The sequence below is a fragment of the Caldicellulosiruptor hydrothermalis 108 genome (assembly GCF_000166355.1).
GTDB lineage: Bacteria > Bacillota > Thermoanaerobacteria > Caldicellulosiruptorales > Caldicellulosiruptoraceae > Caldicellulosiruptor > Caldicellulosiruptor hydrothermalis.
Genome location: NC_014652.1, coordinates 1,524,706 through 1,544,525, shown reverse-complemented (window position 1 = coordinate 1,544,525; position 19,820 = coordinate 1,524,706). Strand labels below are relative to the sequence as shown.

The window sequence follows — 19,820 nt, the reverse complement described above, 5'->3', positions numbered from 1 at the left end:
TTGTAAATTGGGGATGGTTAGTTTGGCAGAGTTTAAAAGGTTTTGTGTTGAATTTGACTCTGGTAGCGATGAAGTTTTAAATTTTGATGTAGTGATTATTGGAACAGGTGTTGCAGGGCTATATACGGCAGTTAATTTGGATAAAAAGCTCAAAGTGGCACTTGTAACAAAAGAAACCATGCAGGTTAGCAATACGAATTTGGCCCAAGGCGGGATTGCAGCGCCACTTAGCCATGATGACAGTCCTGACATACACTATATGGATACAATAAGAGCAGGCAGCGGTCTTTGTGATTCGCACATGGTAAGAATTTTGGTTGACGAGGCTATTGAAAATATAAACATTTTGCTTAAGATGAATATTCCATTTGATTTAGATGACGAAGGGGAGATTATTTTAGGTCAGGAAGGAGCACACAGCCGAAGAAGAATAATTCATGCAAGTGGAGATGCGACAGGAAGAATTGTGTCTGAGCATTTAGGACATGTAGTTAAGTCATATAAAAACGTTACAATATTTGAAAATGCTTTTCTGGTTGATATACTCACCGATGAGCAGAACACTGCCATAGGAGTTTTGCTAAAGATAAAGAATAAGAATGTCATTTTATTTGCAAAAAACATTGTTCTGGCATCTGGTGGCTATGGATATTTGTACAAATACACAACAAACCCTGAGGTGACAACAGGCGATGGCTGTGCTGCAGCTGTAAGGTGTGGAGCAAAGGTTGTGGATATGGAACTTGTACAGTTTCATCCCACTGTGCTTTATCATGAAAAAAACAAGAGCTTTTTAATATCAGAGGCAGTAAGAGGGGAAGGCGGTCTTCTTTACAACAGTTTCGGTGAAAGATTTATGCCCAAGTACCATCCTCTTGCAGAGCTTGCACCAAGAGATATTGTTTCTCGTAGTATATACTTTGAGCTGCAAAGGACAGGTTCTGAAAACGTATTTCTCGACATTACTCATCTTGATGCTAACTTTATAAGAAAGAGATTTCCTAATATATATCAAAAATGTTTGGAACTTGGTATCGATATTACAAAACAGAGAATTCCTGTTGCACCTGCGCAGCATTATAGTATGGGTGGGGTGCTTTCTGACGAGTTTGGCAGAACCACTGTGGAAAACCTTTTTGTATGTGGTGAGGCAGCAGGGACACGTGTTCATGGAGCAAACAGGCTTGCATCAAATTCACTTTTAGAAGGTCTTGTTTTTGGAAGAAGAATAGCTCAATATATCAATGGCAGGTTACAAAAAAATGTGAAACATATAGCAATCTGCCATAGAAGCTTGAGTAAAAAGGAGTTTGATTTGAACGTAGCTACCGAGATTGAAGGTTTGAGAAGTAAAATGAGTGAGTATGCAGGGATTGTGCGAACAAAAGAAGGACTTGAAAAATTGATAGATTACATTGTCTCAAGGTTAGAAATATTGAATACAATGAGACTCAGCACGCAAAAAGAGATAGAATATTATAACATGCTTATGATAGGGTACATCTTGGCAAATGCTGCACTGATGAGAAAAGAAAGCAGGGGTTCTCATTACAGAAAAGATTTCCCGTACCAGGACGATGTTAACTGGAAGAAGCATTTGGTATACTCAAACATTTATGGATGGGAGGAAATCTTTTAAATGCTGAATTTTTTGGTGATTGATAAAATTATTAAGGATGCACTTGTAGAGGATATGCCATATGGAGATATTACAACAGACTTATTAATTCCGCAAGAGAGCACGTCGAGTGCTGTTTTATTGGCTAAAGAGAATGGAATTTTATGTGGAATAGATGTGGCAAAGAGGGTATTTGAGATATTAGATGGCAGCATAAAATTTGAAAAGTTAAAAACTGATGGAGACAATATTCAAAAAGGTGATGTTTTGGCCAAAATACAAGGAAAAACACGAGCAATCTTGATGGGTGAAAGGCTTGCTTTAAACCTTCTTCAAAGGATGAGCGGCATTGCAACATTTACAAATATGCTTGCACAAAAGATAAAAGGGTATAGGGCGACTGTGACTGATACTCGAAAGACCATTCCTCTCTTGAGAATGCTTGATAAATACGCTGTTTTTGTTGGCGGTGGGAAAAATCACAGATATTCTTTGTCTGATGCGGTGCTAATTAAGGATAATCACATAAAGGCTGTTGGGAGTATAACAGAGGCTGTAAAAAGGGCAAAAGAGAATGTCCCACATACAATGAAGGTTGAAGTAGAAGTGCGTAATATGCAAGAGTTTGAAGAGGCATTGGCGTCTGGTGCAGATATAATTATGCTTGACCATTTCACAGTTGATGAGATGAAAAAGGCTGTTGAGAAAGCTGAAGGAAGAGTTTTAATAGAAGCATCGGGAAATATAAATATTGATAACATTGAGGAGATTGCAAAAACAGGTGTTGATATTATTTCTGTTGGTTCTATTACCCATTCAGTAAAAAGCCTTGATATTAGCCTTGACTTTGTAGACTAAAGTTTTTTGGAGGAAAACTCTTATGAAAAAAAAGACATTTTGTCCACTTGACTGTTTTGACAGCTGTGCGATTGTTGCTCAGGTTGAAGATGGGAAAGCAGTAAAGCTTTATGGTGATAAGAACCACCCTATCACCAATGGTTTTTTGTGCCCAAAAGGTTATAGATTGCTTGAGAAGGTTTATTCAAAAGAGAGGGTAACCACTCCTCTTTTGAGGGTCAAGAATGAATTTCACCAAATTTCCTGGAATCAAGCTCTTGACATGATTGCGGAGCAAATAAAAGAGATTTTAAAGAAGTACAACTCAAGTGCCATTTTATACTATAGTGGAGATGGGTATGAAGGGTATTTGAGAAATATTGAAAGATTGTTTTTTGATTATTTGGGTGGTGCGACATACTCTGAAGGGAGTTTGTGCTGGGGAGCAGGTCTTCTTGCACAGAAAATGGATTTTGGAAATTCGCTTTGTCATTCACCGTTTGATATTTTTAATTCTAACTGGATTGTTCTTTGGGGAAGAAACGCTCTGTGGACAAATCTTCACCTTTTTTATTTTGTCCATATGGCAAAAAAACAAGGTAAAAAAGTAGCAGTGATTGACATTTACCCTACCGAAACATTCAAGATAGCTGATATTGGTCTGATTATAAATCCTGGGTCTGATTCTTACCTTGCCTATGGAGCAATAAAGTATATATTGGAAAATGGAAAGGAAGACAGAGAATTTATCGAAAAGTATACTGTTGGATTTGAAAAGGTAAAGGAGATTGCAAGTAGATTAACATATGAAGAGATAGAGAAAAGGTGTGGTGTAAATAAAAAAGATATAGAGAACATTGCAAATATTTATATTCAAAAACCTGTGTCAACTTTTATTGGGTACGGGCCGCAAAGATATACAAATGGAGTAAATACAATAAGAACAATTGACTATCTTGTTGCAATCTCAGGTAATGTGGGAATAAAAGGCGGAGGTTCAAACTTTGCTCACAGGTTCACTCAAAATATAGCTTCCGTTTTCAAAGACGATACCAGGGCTGTGAATAAGCGTTTTTATAACAAAGCAAAACTTGGCGAATATCTAAAAGACCAGCAAAATCCGCCGGTTGAGATGGTTTATATATCTGCCGGAAATCCTGTTTCACAGTGTCCTGACTCAGATTTGGTATTTAGAGAACTTCAAAAAAGATTTGTGGTTGTTGTTGACATGTTTTTGACAGCAACAGCCCAGGCAGCAACCATTATACTTCCTGCTGCAAGTTTTCTTGAGAAAGAGGATGTGTTTGTACCAAATATGTGGCATGATTATATTGGGGTTTCTGAGAAGGTTATTGAAAACATCGGTGAGTCAAAGTCAGAGGTTGAAATAATAAACCAGCTTGCAAAAAGGCTTGATTTAGATTTTCCTATAAAATCAGAAAAAGAATGGGTAGAATATGTAAAAGCTCATTTTGAGAAAGCTTTGAACATTAAATTTGACAAGCATTTTGTGCGTGCAACCAAAATAGATGTTCCGTGGGAAGATAAAATATTTGCAACAAAGAGCAAAAAATTTGAATTTGAAGATGAAAAGATAGATGTAGCTGTGCCATCTATAGATGAAAATAAGGTATTAAAAAATCAGCTCAGACTTGTGACCGTTCATTCTCAAAAAACATTGCATTCCCAGGAGTTTTTTGAAAGAAGACCAGTTGCTATTTTTAATATTGAGGATGCAAAGAGACTTGGAATTGGAAATGGCGATAAAGTGCTTCTTTACAATGGCTGTGGAGGTTTTGTTGTTGAAGCAATTCTGAGGCAGGATGTAAAAAGAGGGTATATAATAGTTGAAGAAGGTTATCAAGACCAAAATATTGAGACAATAAACTCTTGCATTTTTTCCAAGACAGCAGAGATGGAAAGTCAAGCAGCATTTAATTCAAATTTTGTATTTGTGGAAAAGGTGACAACATGAAAAATTTATTTATTTTGGCGGGTGGAAAGTCAAAAAGGCTTGGATTTGACAAATTATATCTTAAGATTGGTAATCAAAGTGTTATACAATTAATAGACAAGAGTATAGGGGGCCTTTTTGACAAAAAGTTTATTGTGGTAAAAAACGGGTATATAGAGTTTGAAGGGTTTGAAGTAGTAAAAGATAGAATTGAAATAGATGCACCTGTTGCAGGTGTCTTAACAAGTTTAATGGTAAGCAGAACAAACAAGAATTTTATAATAGCATGCGATATGCCGTTTACCAAAAAAGAACTTGTAGAGTACATGCTTGGGTTTGATGGGTACGATGCAGTTGTTCCTTATTACAATGGCTATTTTGAGCCTCTTTTTTGTGTATATAGCAAAGCATTTTTGGAAAAAGCGTTGGATTTTATAGACAAAGGTATATTTTCTCTTTCTGCTATCTTACAAAGCTCAAATATAAAAAAGATTGAGCTTAACGAAATTTTGAGATTCGACCCTTGTCTAGAAAGTTTTAAAAACATAAATACTCAATCTGATTTGGAGGAGGCAAATGAAAGGCTTAGAAGGAATCTTTCAAACCAGGTTTGATTTAGGAAGAATACCAATTGCTTCAGATTTGATTGTAAGAGAGGTTACTGTAACAATAGAAGATAGAGAGTTCTTTGAATATGTTAAAAGCAAAATAAATGTTGATAGAATAGGTGAAGTGGTGTTTGCAATAAAAGATGGTGAAGAAGTGCTTGTTGTGAGGCAAAAAGAGTATCCTGATAAGGTTTACAGGATACCTTCTGGTGGTATCGGTCTTAACGAGGATGTGGATGAGGCTTTGAAAAGAGAAGTAAAAGAAGAGCTTGCACTGAATATTAAAGCTTTTTTGCTGATTGGAGCGATAAAGTATAATCTTGTCTGGTTGCAAGAACATTTCGATTTTTATTCGTTTGTATTTTTAATTGAAAAGTATGAAAATGATAATCTTGCAAAAACTGATGGTGAGATTTCAGAGACAATAAAAATATCTTTGGATGGATTAAAAAATCTTTGTGATATCTTGAAAGAACAAAAAGGTTTTTGGGGTGATTGGGGCAAGTTTAGGTTCTATTCTACTTATCTTGTATATGAGTACCTTGTACGAAAGAAAATAAACTAAAAAAGAGGTGTTGTTTAGAGTATGGCGAAAGTGTTTTTGGCAAAAGGGAAAGGACTGAGAGTAGAAAGCGGTCATCCATGGGTTTTCAGGCATGAAGTACAGAAGATAGATGGGGAGTTCGAGGATGGTCAGATTGTTGATGTGTTGAACTTTAAAGGAAAGTTTGTGGGAAAGGGATTTATAAATTCCAAGTCTCAAATACTTGTAAGACTTCTTACACGCAAAAATGAGGAGATTAATATTGACTTTTTTAGAAAAAGAGTTCAAGATGCCTGGGATTACAGAAAAAGTATAGGCTATACACAAAATTGCCGGCTCATATTTGCTGAGGCTGATTTCCTGCCTGGACTTATTGTTGACAAATTTGGCGATGTTCTTGTGATGCAGACATTGTCAAAAGGTGTTGACAAGTTTAAAGATAAGCTGGTAGAAATATTAGTTGGGATTGTCAATCCAAAAGCTATATATGAGAGAAATGATGCAAGGGTAAGAGAAATTGAAGGACTTGATTTGAGAAAAGGATTTTTATATGGCAGCTCGCCTGTGGAAGTTGAGATAGAGGAAAATGGTATTAAGATGATAGTGGATATAGAAAATGGACAAAAAACAGGATATTTTTTGGACCAGAAAGAGAACAGGGTTGCAATAAGGAACTTTGTAAAGGATAAAGTGGTTTTGGACTGTTTCTGTCACACAGGAGGATTTACAATAAACGCTGCTAAGTTCGGTGCGTCAAAGGTCATAGGTGTTGATATCTCAGATACAGCTATTGAACAGGCAGTAAAAAATGCTAAGTTAAACGGGGTTGAATCAAAATGTGAATTTGTGGTTGCAAATGTTTTTGATTATCTGAATGAACTTGACGACAAGAAAGAAAAATACGATATGATAATACTTGACCCTCCTGCATTTGCAAAAAGCATACACACTTTGGAAAATGCGAAAAGAGGTTATAAAGAGATAAACTTGCGAGCTATGAAGATACTCAAAAAAGGTGGAATTCTTGTGACCTGTTCATGTTCACATTATATGAAGCCAGACCTGTTTTTTGAGGTTATTAAAGATGCTGCAAAAGATGCAAAAAAGACATTAAGACTTATTGAGTACAGAACACAGGCAAAAGACCATCCATATCTTATCAACTATGAAGAGTCTTTGTACCTCAAATGTTTTATTTTTCAGGTTTTATAAGATTTACAAGGAGGTCTAACTTTAAATTGAACTTGCCAGAAGAATTTTTGTCAAAGATGAAAGAGATTTTAAATGATGAGTTTGACCAGTTTATAAAAGTATACGACTTTGACAGTTATAAAGGTTTTAGGGTCAATACTGCCAAAGTTTCAGTCGAAGAGTTTATAGAGAAAATGGGAATTGAATTTGAAAAGGTCCCATGGTGTAAAGATGGTTTTTACTACACTGAAGAGATAAGACTGAGCAAACACCCATACTATTTTGCTGGGCTTGTGTATATTCAGGAACCATCTGCCATGTTTCCGGTTGAGGCTTTGGATGTAAAGGAAGGCGAAAAAGTCTTGGATTTGTGTGCAGCACCTGGGGGAAAGAGCATTCAGATAGCAGCAAGACTTGGTCAAAATGGCTTGCTTGTATCCAATGATGTAAAACCATCAAGAATCAAGGCGCTTGTAAAGAATGTTGAAAATCTCGGGCTTACAAATGTTGTAATTCTGAATAACAAGCCGAAAGAGATAGCTGAAAGCTATGGCGCATATTTTGACAAGATATTAGTGGACGCACCTTGTTCTGGTGAGGGAATGTTTCGCAAAGACCCGACGGCAGCTAAAAAATGGACTTCCAATCACCCTGAAAAGTATGTTAATCTGCAGAGAAGTATCATGACAGAGGTAGATGAACTTTTAAAAGTGGGTGGCGAGATAGTATATTCTACCTGTACGTTTGAAGTAGAAGAGAATGAAGGAATTATTGACTGGTTCTTGAAAAAACATAAAAACTATGAAGTTATTGAGATAAAAAAATATGAGGGTTTTTCGGATGGGATTGAGATAAATGGCAATAAAAATTTGAAAAAAGCGGTGAGAATTTACCCACACAGGGTCAGAGGCGAGGGACATTTTATTTGCAAGCTAAAAAAGGTGAGAGAAAGTGGAGCTGAGTGGACTTTTCAGCCACAAAGATTTGAGGTGGACAGCGAGGAATTGAAAATTTTTGAAAAATTTTACAATAAATACTTAAACATAGACTTAAGTCACTTCAAGGATAGGGTGTTTTATAAAAAAGCAAGCAAACTGTATTTGGGTTTTGACGGACCTTTTGATAAAATAACACCGCTTCGAAATGGTCTTTTGCTGGGAGAAGTTTACAAAGGAAGATTTTATCCTTCTGCTCATTTGATTGCGAGTTTAAAGTGCGAAAATCTCAAGGTTGCTATTAACTTTTCTCAAGATGATGAAAGGCTGTTGAGGTATTTAAAAGGTGAGACAATAGAGAATAAAGAAAATCTAAATGGATTTGTAGGAATATGTGTAGACGGCTTTACCCTTGGATGGGGTAAAGCAGAGGGACATATAATAAAAAATTATTTTCCAAAAGGATGGAGATTGGAATAAAAATGAGACTTGACAAGTTTCTGACTCACTGTGGATTTGGTTCACGAAGTCAGGTTAAAAAACTAATAAGAGGAGGAATTGTGACTGTAAATGGGAAACGAATAGTAGAAGTTGATTTTAAGATTAATCCCGAAGAAGATGTAGTAGAAGTCGATGGCAGGATTGTAAAGTTCAGTAGACGGATTTATATCATGATGAACAAACCGAAAGGTTATGTGTGCTCAAATGACGACCCGGCATCACTTACAGTGTTCTCACTTATTTCTGATAATTTAAAGTATCGAGATTTGCATACAGTTGGAAGGCTTGACAAAGATGCAGAAGGTCTTTTGATAATTACAGATGATGGTGAATATACGCACAGAGTTATCTCACCCAGAAAAAGAATTGAAAAAGAGTATTTAGTAAGGCTTGAAAAAGAGGTGGATGAGGAAAGATTAAAAGAGTTTGAAAATGGTATTATTTTAGATGATGGTTATAAGACACTTCCTGCAAAATATACTATTATTGATAGTACCACAGTCAAATTGTGTATATATGAAGGTAAATATCATCAGGTTAAAAGGATGTTCGAAGCAATTGGAAATAAGGTGGTGGACTTAAAACGCCTGAGAATAGGAGGTCTTAATTTAGACGAAAGTTTAAAACCGGGTGAATACAGGGTGATGAAAGAAGAAGAGGCTTATTTGGTGTTTGGTAAGTAAAAAGAGAGGAGAGGTAATTGAAAGATGAAACAGGTTGAGTTAAAAAATCTTGTTAAGGTTTCAATCTTTGGTGCTTTGGCATTTGTTGTAATGCTTATAGAGTTTCCTTTAGGGATATTTCCGGACTTTTTAAAGCTTGATTTTAGTGACTGTGTAGCATTGATAATTTCGTTTGCTCTTGGACCTGCTTGGGGTATGGGTGTTGAATTTTTGAAAAATGTACTTCATCTGTTTGTTACCAAAACGGCTGGGATAGGCGAGTTTGCTAACTTTATGATTGGCGGCTTTTTTGTGTACATTGCGGGATACATATATGCCAAGAATAGAACTAAAAAAGGTGCTGCAGTAGCTCTTATTATTTCTACCATTGCATTTTCTATCTGGGCAGGCTTGCTAAACTATTTTATACTTCTTCCTCTTTACGAAAAGGCTTTGAAATTTCCAATCTCAGATATAGTAAAAATTGCTGCGAAGGTAAATGGTCTTGTGACAGATAAGTTTACATTAATTTTGTTTTCAATAATTCCATTTAATTTGGTAAAAGGTACAATTATTTCGGTGGTTACTTTTGTCCTTTATAAAAGGTTGTCGAAGATAGTAAAAAGATAGGAGATGAAGATTATGGGCGTTCATTTTGAAAATGAATTTGGAAAGATAGAGATTACCAATGATTGCATTGCTACAATAATTGGGCTTTCGTGTATGGAAAGCTATGGTGTTGTTGGTATGGCATCAAAGAGTGTAGCAGACGGGATAGTTACACTTCTTGGCAGGGAAAACTTGCAAAAAGGCATAAAGGTTTTGGCAGAAAATGGTGTTGTTAATGTTGATATCCACATAATTGTGGAGTACGGTACCAGAATTCCTGTTATTGCTGAAAATATCAGAGAAAGAGTTTCATATGCTATTGAAAAATACACAGGTCTAAAACCGGGGGCTATAAATATCTTTGTAGATGGTATTCGTTTGTAACTTGCTGAGGAGGATTGGACTATGAAACTTTTAACTGCAGATGTATTGAAAGATATGTTAAAAGCTGCAAATAACTACTTAAAATTGCACATAGATAAAATAAATTCTTTAAACGTCTTCCCAGTACCAGATGGTGACACAGGCACCAATATGTCTGCGACTCTTGACAGCAGCATAAAAGAGATAAACGGGAAGACTTTTGAAGATGTGGACAAACTTATGAATGCAGTTGCTTTTGGCAGCTTAAAAGGTGCACGCGGCAATTCTGGAGTTATTCTTTCTCAGCTTTTGCGCGGATTTGCCAAAGAGCTAAAAGGCAAAGATGTTATAGATATACCAACATTTGTTGCTTGTTTAAAATCTGCGTCTGCAAGTGCTTACAAAGCAGTGATGAAACCTACAGAAGGGACTATGCTTACAGTTGCACGCGGGATTGCAGAGGATGTTGAAAAAGAAGTGGCAGAAGGCATTGTGAGCGAAATAGAGGATTTGCTGGAAGTGTGCGTTTCAAGCGGAAAGAAGTGGCTTGCAAAGACACCAGAGATGCTTCCTATTTTAAAAGAAGCAAATGTAGTTGACAGTGGCGGTATGGGTCTTGTCATAATTTTTGAAGGGATGTATAAATTCTTAAAAGAAGGGATGGTATTTGAAGAGCCATCACAGCAGGAAGTTTATACAGCCCTCACTTTTAAACCTAAAGATATTAAGTTTACTTACTGTACAGAGTTTTTTATTACCGGTTTGAAAAAGAATATTGAAAAAGAATTTAAGGAATATCTTGAGACAATTGGTGATTCAATTATTGTAATCCAGGATGGTGACATTCTCAAAACTCACGTTCACACAAATTCGCCTGGCAAGGTAATAGAAAAGGCTTTGAAGTATGGTGAGCTTATAAATATAAAGATTGATAATATGAAATATCAGCACCAGGAGTTTATAAGTAAAAGAGAAAACCTTGAGACAGAAGCTCAAACACAGGCTGAAGTTATTACAAAAGAATATGGTTTTGTAGCTGTATCACAGGGAGAAGGATTCAATGAAATATTAAAAGGCTTGGGTGTTGATTTTATAATTGAAGGCGGACAGACTATGAATCCAAGCGCTGAGGACTTTGTAAATGCTATAAAGAATGTACCAGCCAAAAATGTATTTATTTTCCCGAACAATAAAAACGTGATTATGTCTGCAGAGCTTTCTTTACAGCTGGTAAATACAAATAAAAATGTAGTGATTATGAAGACAACCAACATTCCCGAGTGCATTGCTGCAATGATAAAGTTTGATTTGAACAAGAGTATTGAAGAAAATATAAAGCTCATGCAAGAAGCTATAGACTCAGTAAAGGTTGTAGAAATAACTCAAGCAGTGAGAAATACAAAAATAAACGGGTTTGAGATTGAAGAAGGCGATTTTATAGGGATTTCAAAAAAAGAAATTGTGGCATGCGACAAAGATATGCAAAAAGTAGCTCTGGCTTGTGTGAAAAAAATTGTTGATTCTACAACCCAGATTTTGAGTATCTACTATGGCAAAGATGTGGCCTTAGAAGATATAGAGGTGCTTGTTAAAAACATACAAGAAAGATACCCGAAAATTGACATTGAGAGCTATGAAAGTGGAAATGAAATTTATCAATTAATTATTGTGGCTGAGATGTGATGGTAAAATGAATGTTCTTGAAAAAGACATAAGATTCTTAAAAGGTGTTGGAGAAAACAGAGAAAAGCTATTTAAAAAGCTGGGTATAAAAAAAGCCGAGGATTTGCTCTGGCACATACCACGAAAATATCTTGATTATAGTAGGCTAAAGAAAATAAGAGAGCTTTGTGATGGTGAGATAGAGTCATTTGTTGCAAAGGTTGCTGGCAAGCCTGTGGAGATAGAAACAAAGTCAGTAAAGATAATAAAAATTCCTGTTGAAGATAGTACAGGCGTTGTTACAACAGTATGGTTTAACCAGGACTATATAAAAAACGTTTTGAAAGAAGGAGAGATATTCTGCTTTTCTGGGAAGATAGAGAGAAAAGGCTTTTATATTGAGGTCAAAAATCCTGAATTTGAGAAATATGACCAACATCTTCTTCATACAGGCAGGATTGTTCCTGTATACAATTCTACAGAAGGTCTTTCTCAAAAGGTGATTAGAAATATTGTGAACAATCTTCTGAAGCAAGTTGATGGAATGCTTATAGATATAATTCCGCCTTATATAAGGCAAAAATATAATTTGAGTGAAATCAATTTTGCAATAAAAAATATTCATTTTCCAGAAAACAAATTGAGCTTAGAACTTGCAAGGAAAAGGCTTGTGTTTGAAGAATTTTATCTTCTTCAGCTTTCCCTTTTGCTTCTAAAAGAAAACATAGAAAAAAACGAAGGAATAAAAATTGAAAATGTGCAAAGTAGCTTAAAAGAGTTTGAAAAGCTTCTTCCGTTTGAGTTGACCGAGGCACAAAAAAGAGTGCTGGCAGAGATTGCACAGGATTTAGAGAGTACAAAACAGATGAACAGGCTTATCCAAGGCGATGTTGGTTGCGGAAAGACGGTTGTAGCTTTGGCAAGCGCATATGCAACAATAAAAGCGGGATATCAGGTTGCACTGATGGCACCAACAGAGGTTTTAGCTTTGCAGCATTATAACGAATGTAAGAAATACTTTGGTAATAAATTCAATGTAAGACTTCTAATTGGGTCAACTCCAAAAAAAGAAAAGGAAATAATCTTAAAAGAGCTTGAACATGGACTTTGCAAAATGGTCATTGGGACTCACGCACTTATCCAAGATGAGGTAAAATTTAAAAACCTTGGCTTGGCAATCACTGATGAACAGCACAGATTTGGAGTTATCCAAAGGGTAGAACTCACAAAAAAAGGAAGTTCACCGAACATTCTTGTTATGACAGCAACTCCAATACCCAGAACTTTGAGTTTGGTTTTGTATGGAGACCTTGATATTTCTATTATTGACCAGCTACCTCCCGGCAGAAAAAAGATTTTAACATACGCTGTTGATGAGAGTTTTCGCCAGCGGGTGTACAATTTCATAAAGAAACAGTTAGATGAAGGAAGGCAGGTTTACTGGATATGTCCTCTGATTGAAGAGTCAGAAACTTTGAATGCAAAATCGGCAGTTGAATTTGCAAAATCTTTGAAAGAAGGATTTTTTAAAGACTACAATATTGGTTGCTTACACGGAAAACTTTCTGCAAAAGAGAGAGACAAAATCTTAAATGATTTTAAAGATGGACACATCCATATATTAGTTTCAACCACAGTTGTTGAGGTTGGAATAAACGTTCCAAATGCCACAGTTATGGTGATTGAGAATGCTGAAAGATTTGGACTTGCCCAGCTGCATCAGCTAAGGGGGCGAGTTGGCAGAGGCGAGCACCAGTCGTACTGTATTTTGTTTAATCAAAGCGATTCAGAGATTACCAAAAAAAGGATGATAGCTATAACAAGAAGTCAGAACGGATTTGAAATTGCTGAAATGGACCTAAAACTTCGAGGACCTGGTGATTTATTTGGAACAAAACAGCATGGTGTCATGAACTTTAAAGTAGCCGATATCATAAATGATATGGATATTTTAAAGCAAGCGAGAATTGCTGCAGAAGAGACGATTAGACTCAATCTTGTTGATAACAAACTTTTAGAGAAAATCAACAAACAATTTTACAATAATATAGAAAATATTGGCCTTTAACCCTTTTCAAAAATTTCTTGTTATAATGTTTTTAAAAAGAGAGCATATTAAATAGTGAAAAAAGAAAAGTCTCAAACAAAAAAAGGGGGTTGAAGGCCATGGCAAGAAATAGAAAGCTTGTTCCGGAAGCAACAAAGGCTCTTGACCAGTTAAAAGCAGAGGTAGCAAGTTCAATTGGAGTACCACTCAAGCCAGGTTACAACGGTGATTTGACAGCAAAACAGGCAGGTTCAATTGGTGGTTATATGGTAAAGAGAATGATTCAGGATTATGAAAATAGAGCAGCTGGAAAATAACCCCGCGAGGTGTTTAAAAATTTACCAACAACGAAGGGACTTTTTGAGTCTCTTCGTTGTTGTTTTTTTAGAGGGATTTTTATATAATCAATATATAAACAAATTGTAAGAAGTTGCTTAAAAGATGAGGGTTATAAGCGGTCAGCAAAAAGGTAGAAAATTAAAAAGTGCAAATATTGAAGGGTTAAGACCCACATCAGATAGAGTAAAAGAAGCTATTTTTAATATGATAGCACCTTTTTTGAATGAAAAGCTTATTGTAGCTGATTTTTTTGCAGGGACGGGAAATGTGGGGATTGAGTTTTTGTCAAGAGGTGTCAGAGAAGTTACATTTGTTGAAAAAGATGTGAGGTGCATTAATCTAATAAAGGAAAACCTTAAAAATTTGGATTTGTTGAAAAGGGCGAGGATAATAAAAGGTGATGTAATAAGATTTTTGAAGTCTAAAAACTGTCCAGTATTTGATATTATCTTTTTAGACCCACCGTACAAGTCTGATTATGCAAAAGAGTGTATTTCTGAAATAATAGAAAATAACAGAATCAATGAAAATGGTCTTATAATTGTTGAATCTAATTTAGAGTTTCAGTATGAAGATGAAAACCTTTCTATTTTGAGAGAGAGAGAATATGGTGATACTAAAATCACAATATTCTGTTTTGGGGGTAAGAGAAGTTGAAGATAGGAGTATATCCGGGAAGTTTTGACCCTGTTACAAATGGTCATCTTGATATAATTGAAAGGGCTTCGAAAATTTTTGATAAATTAATTGTGGCTGTTCTGGTCAATCCAAATAAAACTCCTGTGTTTGACATTGAAGAGAGGGTTGAACTTTTAAAAGAGACAACAGAGCATCTGCCGAATGTTGAGGTAAAAGCTTTTAAAGGTCTTTTAATTGATTTCATGAAACAAGAAAATGCCAAGGTTATAGTAAAGGGATTGAGGGCAGTGTCCGACTTTGAATATGAATTTCAGATGGCACTTTTGAACAAAAAACTTGAACCTTCGATTGAAACAATCTTTATGATGACAAATAGCAAGTATTCATACCTCAGTTCAAGCATGGTCAAAGAAGTTGCAAGATTTGGCGGGTGCATAGAGGACTTAGTCCCTGAAAAGATTGCTAAAAAGGTAATGAAAAAATTGAATAAGAAATATGCAGAAACGGAGGAAAATAAGTGATGGGTGAGCTGAGCATATTAGAGCTTTTAGAGAGAATGGAGGAAATAATAGAAAATAGCAAATCAATACCGTTTACATCAAAGGTTATGGTGGAAAAGGATGAGCTTTTAGAGATAATAAAAGAAATAAGGCTTTTACTGCCGCAGGAACTTTCTCAAGTCAAGTGGGCAAAAGAAGAGAGGAAGAAGATTTTAGAGAGAGCTCAAAAGGAAGCAGAAGCAATCATAAATGATGCGGAGAGCAAGGTAAAAGGTCTTGTGGATGAGACAGAGATTGTCAAATTGGCAGAGAAGAGGGCAGAGGAGATTATCCAAAAAGCAAAAGAACATGCAAAAGAATATAGACTCATGGCCCAAAGTTATACCATTGAGCTTTTGGAACAGACAAAGAAAACTATTGAAAATATTGTAAAAGAATTAAACGATAATATTGACCAAATAAGACAGAAAAATTCATAGTGGTATAATTATTAGAACCACACAAATGATAGCTGTAGATAAGGTACAATGAATCAATTTTCCAATGATATAGTGAAAAGATTGTAAACCTGCTGCGCTCAAAAAGGATATGGTTTGAAAGTGTACACTAAGTCCGCCCCAGGAAATAATAAGCTCAGATGCTATCAATTTTTGCCAGACAGGAAGAGAGTTTGTATTAATTTGCATACTACCGTTTGTTATTTCAAACAAGCCATATAAAAGTCCTTTTATAAGAGTAGCATCTGCACCTGTAAATCTGAAGAGACTACATATTGTGTGATAAATTTTGAAATATTCGAGAACGTTATTCAAGTTGAAAAAGAGAGTTATAAAACCGCCTATAATGAGTATGGACTCAACTGAGTCTTTGACTGATTTTGATAGAACCTTTCCAATGTCAAAATTTAAAAGTTTGTAAGGTGCGGAAGCTGACAGTATTTCACTTTGTGCAAGCCGAGAAGTACACAAAGCTATTATCAGGCTTGCGAGTATATGAGCAAAAAATAGCATATATCCGTACTTTTTAGAGCTAAGCAGATTAATTCCAACCGTTCCAATGATAAAAAGAGGACCAGAATTATTTACAAAATAAAGGAGCCTTACAGCTTCGTTTTTACTGATTAATTTTTGGTTATATAAGTTACATACCATCTTGCTACCGACTGGATATCCGGTTAGCATTCCTATTATCATTGCTAAAAAGCCATTTGGTGAAAGTTTAAAAAATTTTTTAGAAGGCAAATAAAAGATACTTGAAAGATAGTTTATTAGCTTTGATTCAATTAATATATTTATAACTAAAAAATACGGAAATAGAGAAGGCAAAACTTTTTCCCACCATATGATTACTGATTTAGTTGTTGATTGAATGATAAGCTGAGGATTTAAAAGTATAGATAAAAAATAGAGTATACATAATATTATTACGGTAAAGTTAAATATCTCTCTCAAGTGCTCTGCTCCAATACATATTTAAATGGTATTCTACTTAAAATATTATTGCTGTATGGAGGGTAAAATGAAAAAAGTTTCGCTTGCACTTGGTTCTGGTGCAATGAGAGGATTTGCACACATAGGGGTTATAGAAGTTCTGGAAAAGGAGTTTAAATTTGAAGCTTTTTCAGGTTCAAGCATTGGTGCTGTTATAGGCGCATTTTACTGTCTTGGATATGACCTTGGCCTTATATATAAGGTGGCAAAGCAAATAAGAAATGACATACTTATAGATTTTAAAGTAAGAAAAAATGCTCTCATTTCAGGTAAAAATATAGAAGAGATTTTAAAGCTTTTTTTGAGAGATAAAAGGTTTTCTGATTTGAAATATCCGTTTTATGTTGTTGCAACAGACCTTTTAAGAGGTGAGCAGGTGGTCTTCAGCGAGGGAAGTTTATATGATGCTGTAAGAAGCAGCATATCTGTTCCTGGTGTTCTTCCACCATATAAAATAGGGGATACTGTGCTGGTTGATGGAGCGGTAGTAGACAAAGTGCCGGGAAAGGTCTTGAGAGAAAACGGTTGTGAATTTGTAATTGGTGTTGATGTTTCAGGCAAAGGCTTGCTCAAAGAACCCAAGAATATTTTAGAAATGATAATGACAACAATTGATATCATGGGAGAGGAGATATTCAGACTCAAACAAGGTTATCTTGACTATCTTATAAAGATTGATCTTGAGGATATAAATCCATATACCCTTGCCGATGTAGAAAAGGCGTATCAAAGAGGAAAGAAAAGGGCAGAAGAGGAGTTAGAAAACTTAAAGAATTTAGCTTCTTGAACTGATATAGATAGGAGATGATTTAAATTCTGTCTGCAGATATTTGTGAAAATCTTTATATTGCAGGGCATGCAGCATTGAAGACCTTATTTCAAGTTCAAGAAGCTCTTTGTATTGAGGGTTTTTTAACCACTGCTGATTTAGTTTTGTGATATACTCAATTTTGTCTTTTATCTTATTTAAATATTCTTTTCCTTTATGGTTGAATCCCAAAACTCTCACATAAGGTGTAATGGAAAGAAGAGTTTTTTGGTCAAAATTGTTTCTCACAATAGCGTGTATGAATATTCTCTGAAGTCTTGTAAGGGTATATCTTTTAGTTTTTACATTCTCAAGAAGATGTTGCACTGATGGAGAATTGAAAATGTACTTTTCAAATCTATTTTCAAGCCCTTCTTTGACATCAATTTTGTCTTTCAAAAAATCTGGTACAACGATAGCGTTGTAGATAAAGAGCTTAAAGTAATCCTCAAGAAACACAGGTCCTCTTCCGCTTTCAAATTCTTCTATCAGTATTTCATAAGAAGCAGATGGCATTTTGTTTTTGATTGCCTGCAGGTTATTTATGTTTCTTCTTATAGCAGTAGCTGAAGCGTATGTGTCTTGTGTGAGGTTGGGGTCATTATAAGAGGTACCTATCCTTCTTATAGTAAATGGTTCAATCTTTGAACTTAACCTGTAAATCCATTTGATATATTCAATTCCAAGTATGTTGTTAGAAGAAAATTCAATATTGGTTTTACATGTTTTGATAAGAGCAAGTTCACGAGCTTTTGGGAAGGAATACCCTTCTTTCAAATAACTTTTCAAACTTGACTTGAAATCATCTTCTTCAAATGCCAAGTGTTTAGCAGTTTCTTTAAGCTTATCTATATCACCGCATTCTGAGCCAAAAACAATAAAGTCAACGCCAAGCTGGTTTAAAATGGATATTGCACCGTATGCAAATATTTCAGCGCTGTTACAGGCATATGCAAATGGAAGCTCAAAGATGACATCTACTCCGTTTAAAATAGCCATCTTTGTCCTTGCCCATTTGTTTACAATTGCAGGTTCTCCTCTTTGAATAAAGTTACCGCTCATTACGCCCACAACTATGTCTGCATTTGTTATTTCTCTTGTCTTTTGCAGATGGTACAGGTGTCCATTGTGAAAAGGGTTGTATTCTACTACTATTCCAGCAACCTTCATTTTGTAATCCTTCCCCAGGACAGTTTTTTTATATGAAGTATGATATCAAAAAATAATCACGCAATACAACAATTATTGTTACAAAATAAACCCATCAATGTAAAAAATTTATGATTGTTTGACAATAGAGAATTTCATCTGATAAACTAATGAAGAAGGATACTGCAAAAGTAGGGGGCGAATTTTTAAGGTGGAATATTTTTTAAGTGAAGAACAAAAGATTATAAAGAAACTTGCAAAAAGGATTTCAGATGAATACGTGTCAAAGGTTGCAATAAAATATGACAAAGAAGGTATATTCCCAAGAGATATATTGGACCTTTTAGCATACACAGAGCTCACTGGTGTATACATTCCTAAAGAGTACGGTGGGTTTGGTGGCGGTGTTATGGAAATGTGCCTTGTTGTAGAAGAGCTTTCAAGAAATTGTGCAGGTGTTGCGGTATCATACGCTGCAACAGCTCTGGGTGCATATCCTATAATTCTTTACGGTAAAGAAGAACAAAAGAAAAAGTATTTACCTAAAATAGCAAAAGGAGAGTTGATAGCCGCGTTTGCATTGACAGAATCTGATGCTGGAAGTGATGTGAGCAGTATAAAGACAACTGCAGAGAAAAAAGGAGATTATTATATTTTAAATGGTAGCAAGCATTGGATTACAAACGGCGGTGAAGCTGACGTGTATGTGGTATTTGCAGTAACCGACAAATCAAAAGGACCGCGCGGAATTTCAGCTTTCATTGTAGAAAAGGGATATGAAGGGTTTTATTGTGGTAAAAAAGAGGACAAGATGGGCATAAGAGCATCTTCTACCACAGAGCTTATATTTGAAGATTGTAAAGTTCCCAAGGAAAATCTTTTAGGTCGTGAAGGGACAGGGTTTATTGTTGCAATGAAGACGTTTGACAGGACACGTCCTGGAGTGGCTGCAATGGCTGTTGGAATTGCTCAAGGTGCCTATGAGTATGCAATCAGGTATGCAAAAGAAAGGGTCCAGTTCGGACAACCTCTTTCATCCTTTCAGGCAATCCAGCATATGCTGGCTGACATGTACATAAATATCGAAGCTGCAAGAGCTATGCTTTATTCAACATGCCGAATGATTGATAGTGGTGCAAAGGATTTTTCAAAGGAATCTTCAGCGTGCAAGGTTTTTGCATCTGATGTTGCTATGAAGGTCACCACTGATGCCGTTCAGATTATGGGTGGAAATGGATATGTTAAAGACTATCCGGTTGAAAAGATGATGAGGGATGCTAAAGTAACTCAGATATTTGAAGGCGCAAATCAAATTCAGAGAAATATTATCGCGTCTGAAATCATAAAAGAGTATTAAATCTTTA

Annotated in this window: 20 protein-coding genes; 18 read left to right on the top strand and 2 right to left on the bottom strand. The window is 35.6% G+C overall.

Going from position 1 to position 19,820, the window contains the following annotated elements; translation table 11 throughout:
• Window positions 1-22 precede the first annotated feature (22 nt).
• The 16 genes from nadB (at window position 23) to CALHY_RS07595 (ending at window position 15,488) form a co-directional block, all read left to right on the top strand.
• Entirely contained in the window at window positions 23-1,639 is a 1,617-nt protein-coding gene (nadB, locus tag CALHY_RS07670; RefSeq protein WP_013403398.1) for an L-aspartate oxidase, read from the top strand.
• Entirely contained in the window at window positions 1,640-2,476 is an 837-nt protein-coding gene (gene nadC / locus CALHY_RS07665) for a carboxylating nicotinate-nucleotide diphosphorylase (protein WP_013403397.1), read from the top strand. It abuts the gene before it with no gap.
• A 22-nt stretch (window positions 2,477-2,498) separates the two neighbouring features.
• Window positions 2,499-4,430, top strand: a complete 1,932-nt coding sequence (locus tag CALHY_RS07660) for a molybdopterin-dependent oxidoreductase (protein ID WP_013403396.1) — start codon at window positions 2,499-2,501, stop codon at window positions 4,428-4,430.
• Complete coding sequence (locus tag CALHY_RS07655; protein ID WP_013403395.1) at window positions 4,427-5,023, top strand: molybdenum cofactor guanylyltransferase; 597 nt, start codon at window positions 4,427-4,429, stop codon at window positions 5,021-5,023. Before CALHY_RS07660 ends, CALHY_RS07655 begins: the two co-directional genes overlap by 4 nt.
• The gene (locus CALHY_RS07650) at window positions 4,986-5,582 is read left to right on the top strand and encodes an NUDIX hydrolase (protein WP_013403394.1); all 597 of its coding nucleotides are present in this window, start codon (window positions 4,986-4,988) and stop codon (window positions 5,580-5,582) included. Before CALHY_RS07655 ends, CALHY_RS07650 begins: the two co-directional genes overlap by 38 nt.
• A gap of 21 nt (window positions 5,583-5,603) precedes the next feature.
• A complete protein-coding gene (locus CALHY_RS07645; RefSeq protein ID WP_013403393.1) occupies window positions 5,604-6,773 on the top strand; it encodes a class I SAM-dependent rRNA methyltransferase in 1,170 nt (389 codons plus the stop codon).
• A gap of 26 nt (window positions 6,774-6,799) precedes the next feature.
• Entirely contained in the window at window positions 6,800-8,167 is a 1,368-nt protein-coding gene (locus tag CALHY_RS07640; protein ID WP_013403392.1) for an RsmF rRNA methyltransferase first C-terminal domain-containing protein, read from the top strand.
• 2 nt (window positions 8,168-8,169) lie between these two features.
• Window positions 8,170-8,871 (top strand): pseudouridine synthase, encoded by a 702-nt coding sequence (locus CALHY_RS07635; RefSeq protein ID WP_013403391.1) that lies wholly within the window; start codon window positions 8,170-8,172, stop codon window positions 8,869-8,871.
• A gap of 24 nt (window positions 8,872-8,895) precedes the next feature.
• A complete protein-coding gene (locus CALHY_RS07630; protein WP_013403390.1) occupies window positions 8,896-9,480 on the top strand; it encodes an ECF transporter S component in 585 nt (194 codons plus the stop codon).
• Window positions 9,481-9,492: 12 nt separating this feature from the next.
• Window positions 9,493-9,843 carry an Asp23/Gls24 family envelope stress response protein gene (locus tag CALHY_RS07625; RefSeq protein WP_013403389.1) on the top strand — a complete coding sequence of 117 codons (351 nt, stop codon included), beginning with the start codon at window positions 9,493-9,495 and terminating at the stop codon, window positions 9,841-9,843.
• Window positions 9,844-9,864: 21 nt separating this feature from the next.
• Window positions 9,865-11,505, top strand: coding sequence for a DAK2 domain-containing protein (locus tag CALHY_RS07620; RefSeq protein ID WP_013403388.1), 1,641 nt, complete (start codon window positions 9,865-9,867; stop codon window positions 11,503-11,505).
• A 7-nt stretch (window positions 11,506-11,512) separates the two neighbouring features.
• Window positions 11,513-13,552, top strand: coding sequence for an ATP-dependent DNA helicase RecG (gene recG, locus CALHY_RS07615; protein WP_013403387.1), 2,040 nt, complete (start codon window positions 11,513-11,515; stop codon window positions 13,550-13,552).
• A gap of 98 nt (window positions 13,553-13,650) precedes the next feature.
• Complete coding sequence (locus CALHY_RS07610; RefSeq protein ID WP_013290621.1) at window positions 13,651-13,848, top strand: alpha/beta-type small acid-soluble spore protein; 198 nt, start codon at window positions 13,651-13,653, stop codon at window positions 13,846-13,848.
• 124 nt (window positions 13,849-13,972) lie between these two features.
• Window positions 13,973-14,527, top strand: a complete 555-nt coding sequence (gene rsmD, locus CALHY_RS07605; protein ID WP_013403386.1) for a 16S rRNA (guanine(966)-N(2))-methyltransferase RsmD — start codon at window positions 13,973-13,975, stop codon at window positions 14,525-14,527.
• Entirely contained in the window at window positions 14,524-15,030 is a 507-nt protein-coding gene (coaD, locus tag CALHY_RS07600; RefSeq protein ID WP_013403385.1) for a pantetheine-phosphate adenylyltransferase, read from the top strand. Before rsmD ends, coaD begins: the two co-directional genes overlap by 4 nt.
• Window positions 15,030-15,488 carry an ATPase gene (locus CALHY_RS07595; RefSeq protein ID WP_013290618.1) on the top strand — a complete coding sequence of 153 codons (459 nt, stop codon included), beginning with the start codon at window positions 15,030-15,032 and terminating at the stop codon, window positions 15,486-15,488. Before coaD ends, CALHY_RS07595 begins: the two co-directional genes overlap by 1 nt.
• Here the strand turns inward: CALHY_RS07595 and CALHY_RS07590 are convergent.
• Window positions 15,483-16,460: a nucleoside recognition protein gene (locus CALHY_RS07590; RefSeq protein ID WP_013403384.1), complete on the bottom strand. Its 978-nt coding sequence runs from the start codon at window positions 16,458-16,460 to the stop codon at window positions 15,483-15,485. The two genes, CALHY_RS07595 and CALHY_RS07590, sit on opposite strands and share 6 nt — an antisense overlap.
• A 67-nt stretch (window positions 16,461-16,527) precedes the next feature.
• Between CALHY_RS07590 and CALHY_RS07585 the strand changes: the two genes are divergently transcribed.
• Window positions 16,528-17,286: a patatin-like phospholipase family protein gene (locus CALHY_RS07585; RefSeq protein WP_013403383.1), complete on the top strand. Its 759-nt coding sequence runs from the start codon at window positions 16,528-16,530 to the stop codon at window positions 17,284-17,286.
• Here CALHY_RS07585 and CALHY_RS07580 read toward each other — a convergent pair.
• Complete coding sequence (locus CALHY_RS07580; protein WP_013403382.1) at window positions 17,275-18,477, bottom strand: nucleotidyltransferase; 1,203 nt, start codon at window positions 18,475-18,477, stop codon at window positions 17,275-17,277. The two genes, CALHY_RS07585 and CALHY_RS07580, sit on opposite strands and share 12 nt — an antisense overlap.
• Before the next feature lie 190 nt (window positions 18,478-18,667).
• On the opposite strand from CALHY_RS07580, the gene CALHY_RS07575 reads away from it, so the two are divergent.
• Window positions 18,668-19,813, top strand: a complete 1,146-nt coding sequence (locus tag CALHY_RS07575; protein WP_013403381.1) for an acyl-CoA dehydrogenase family protein — start codon at window positions 18,668-18,670, stop codon at window positions 19,811-19,813.
• Window positions 19,814-19,820: the final 7 nt, after the last annotated feature.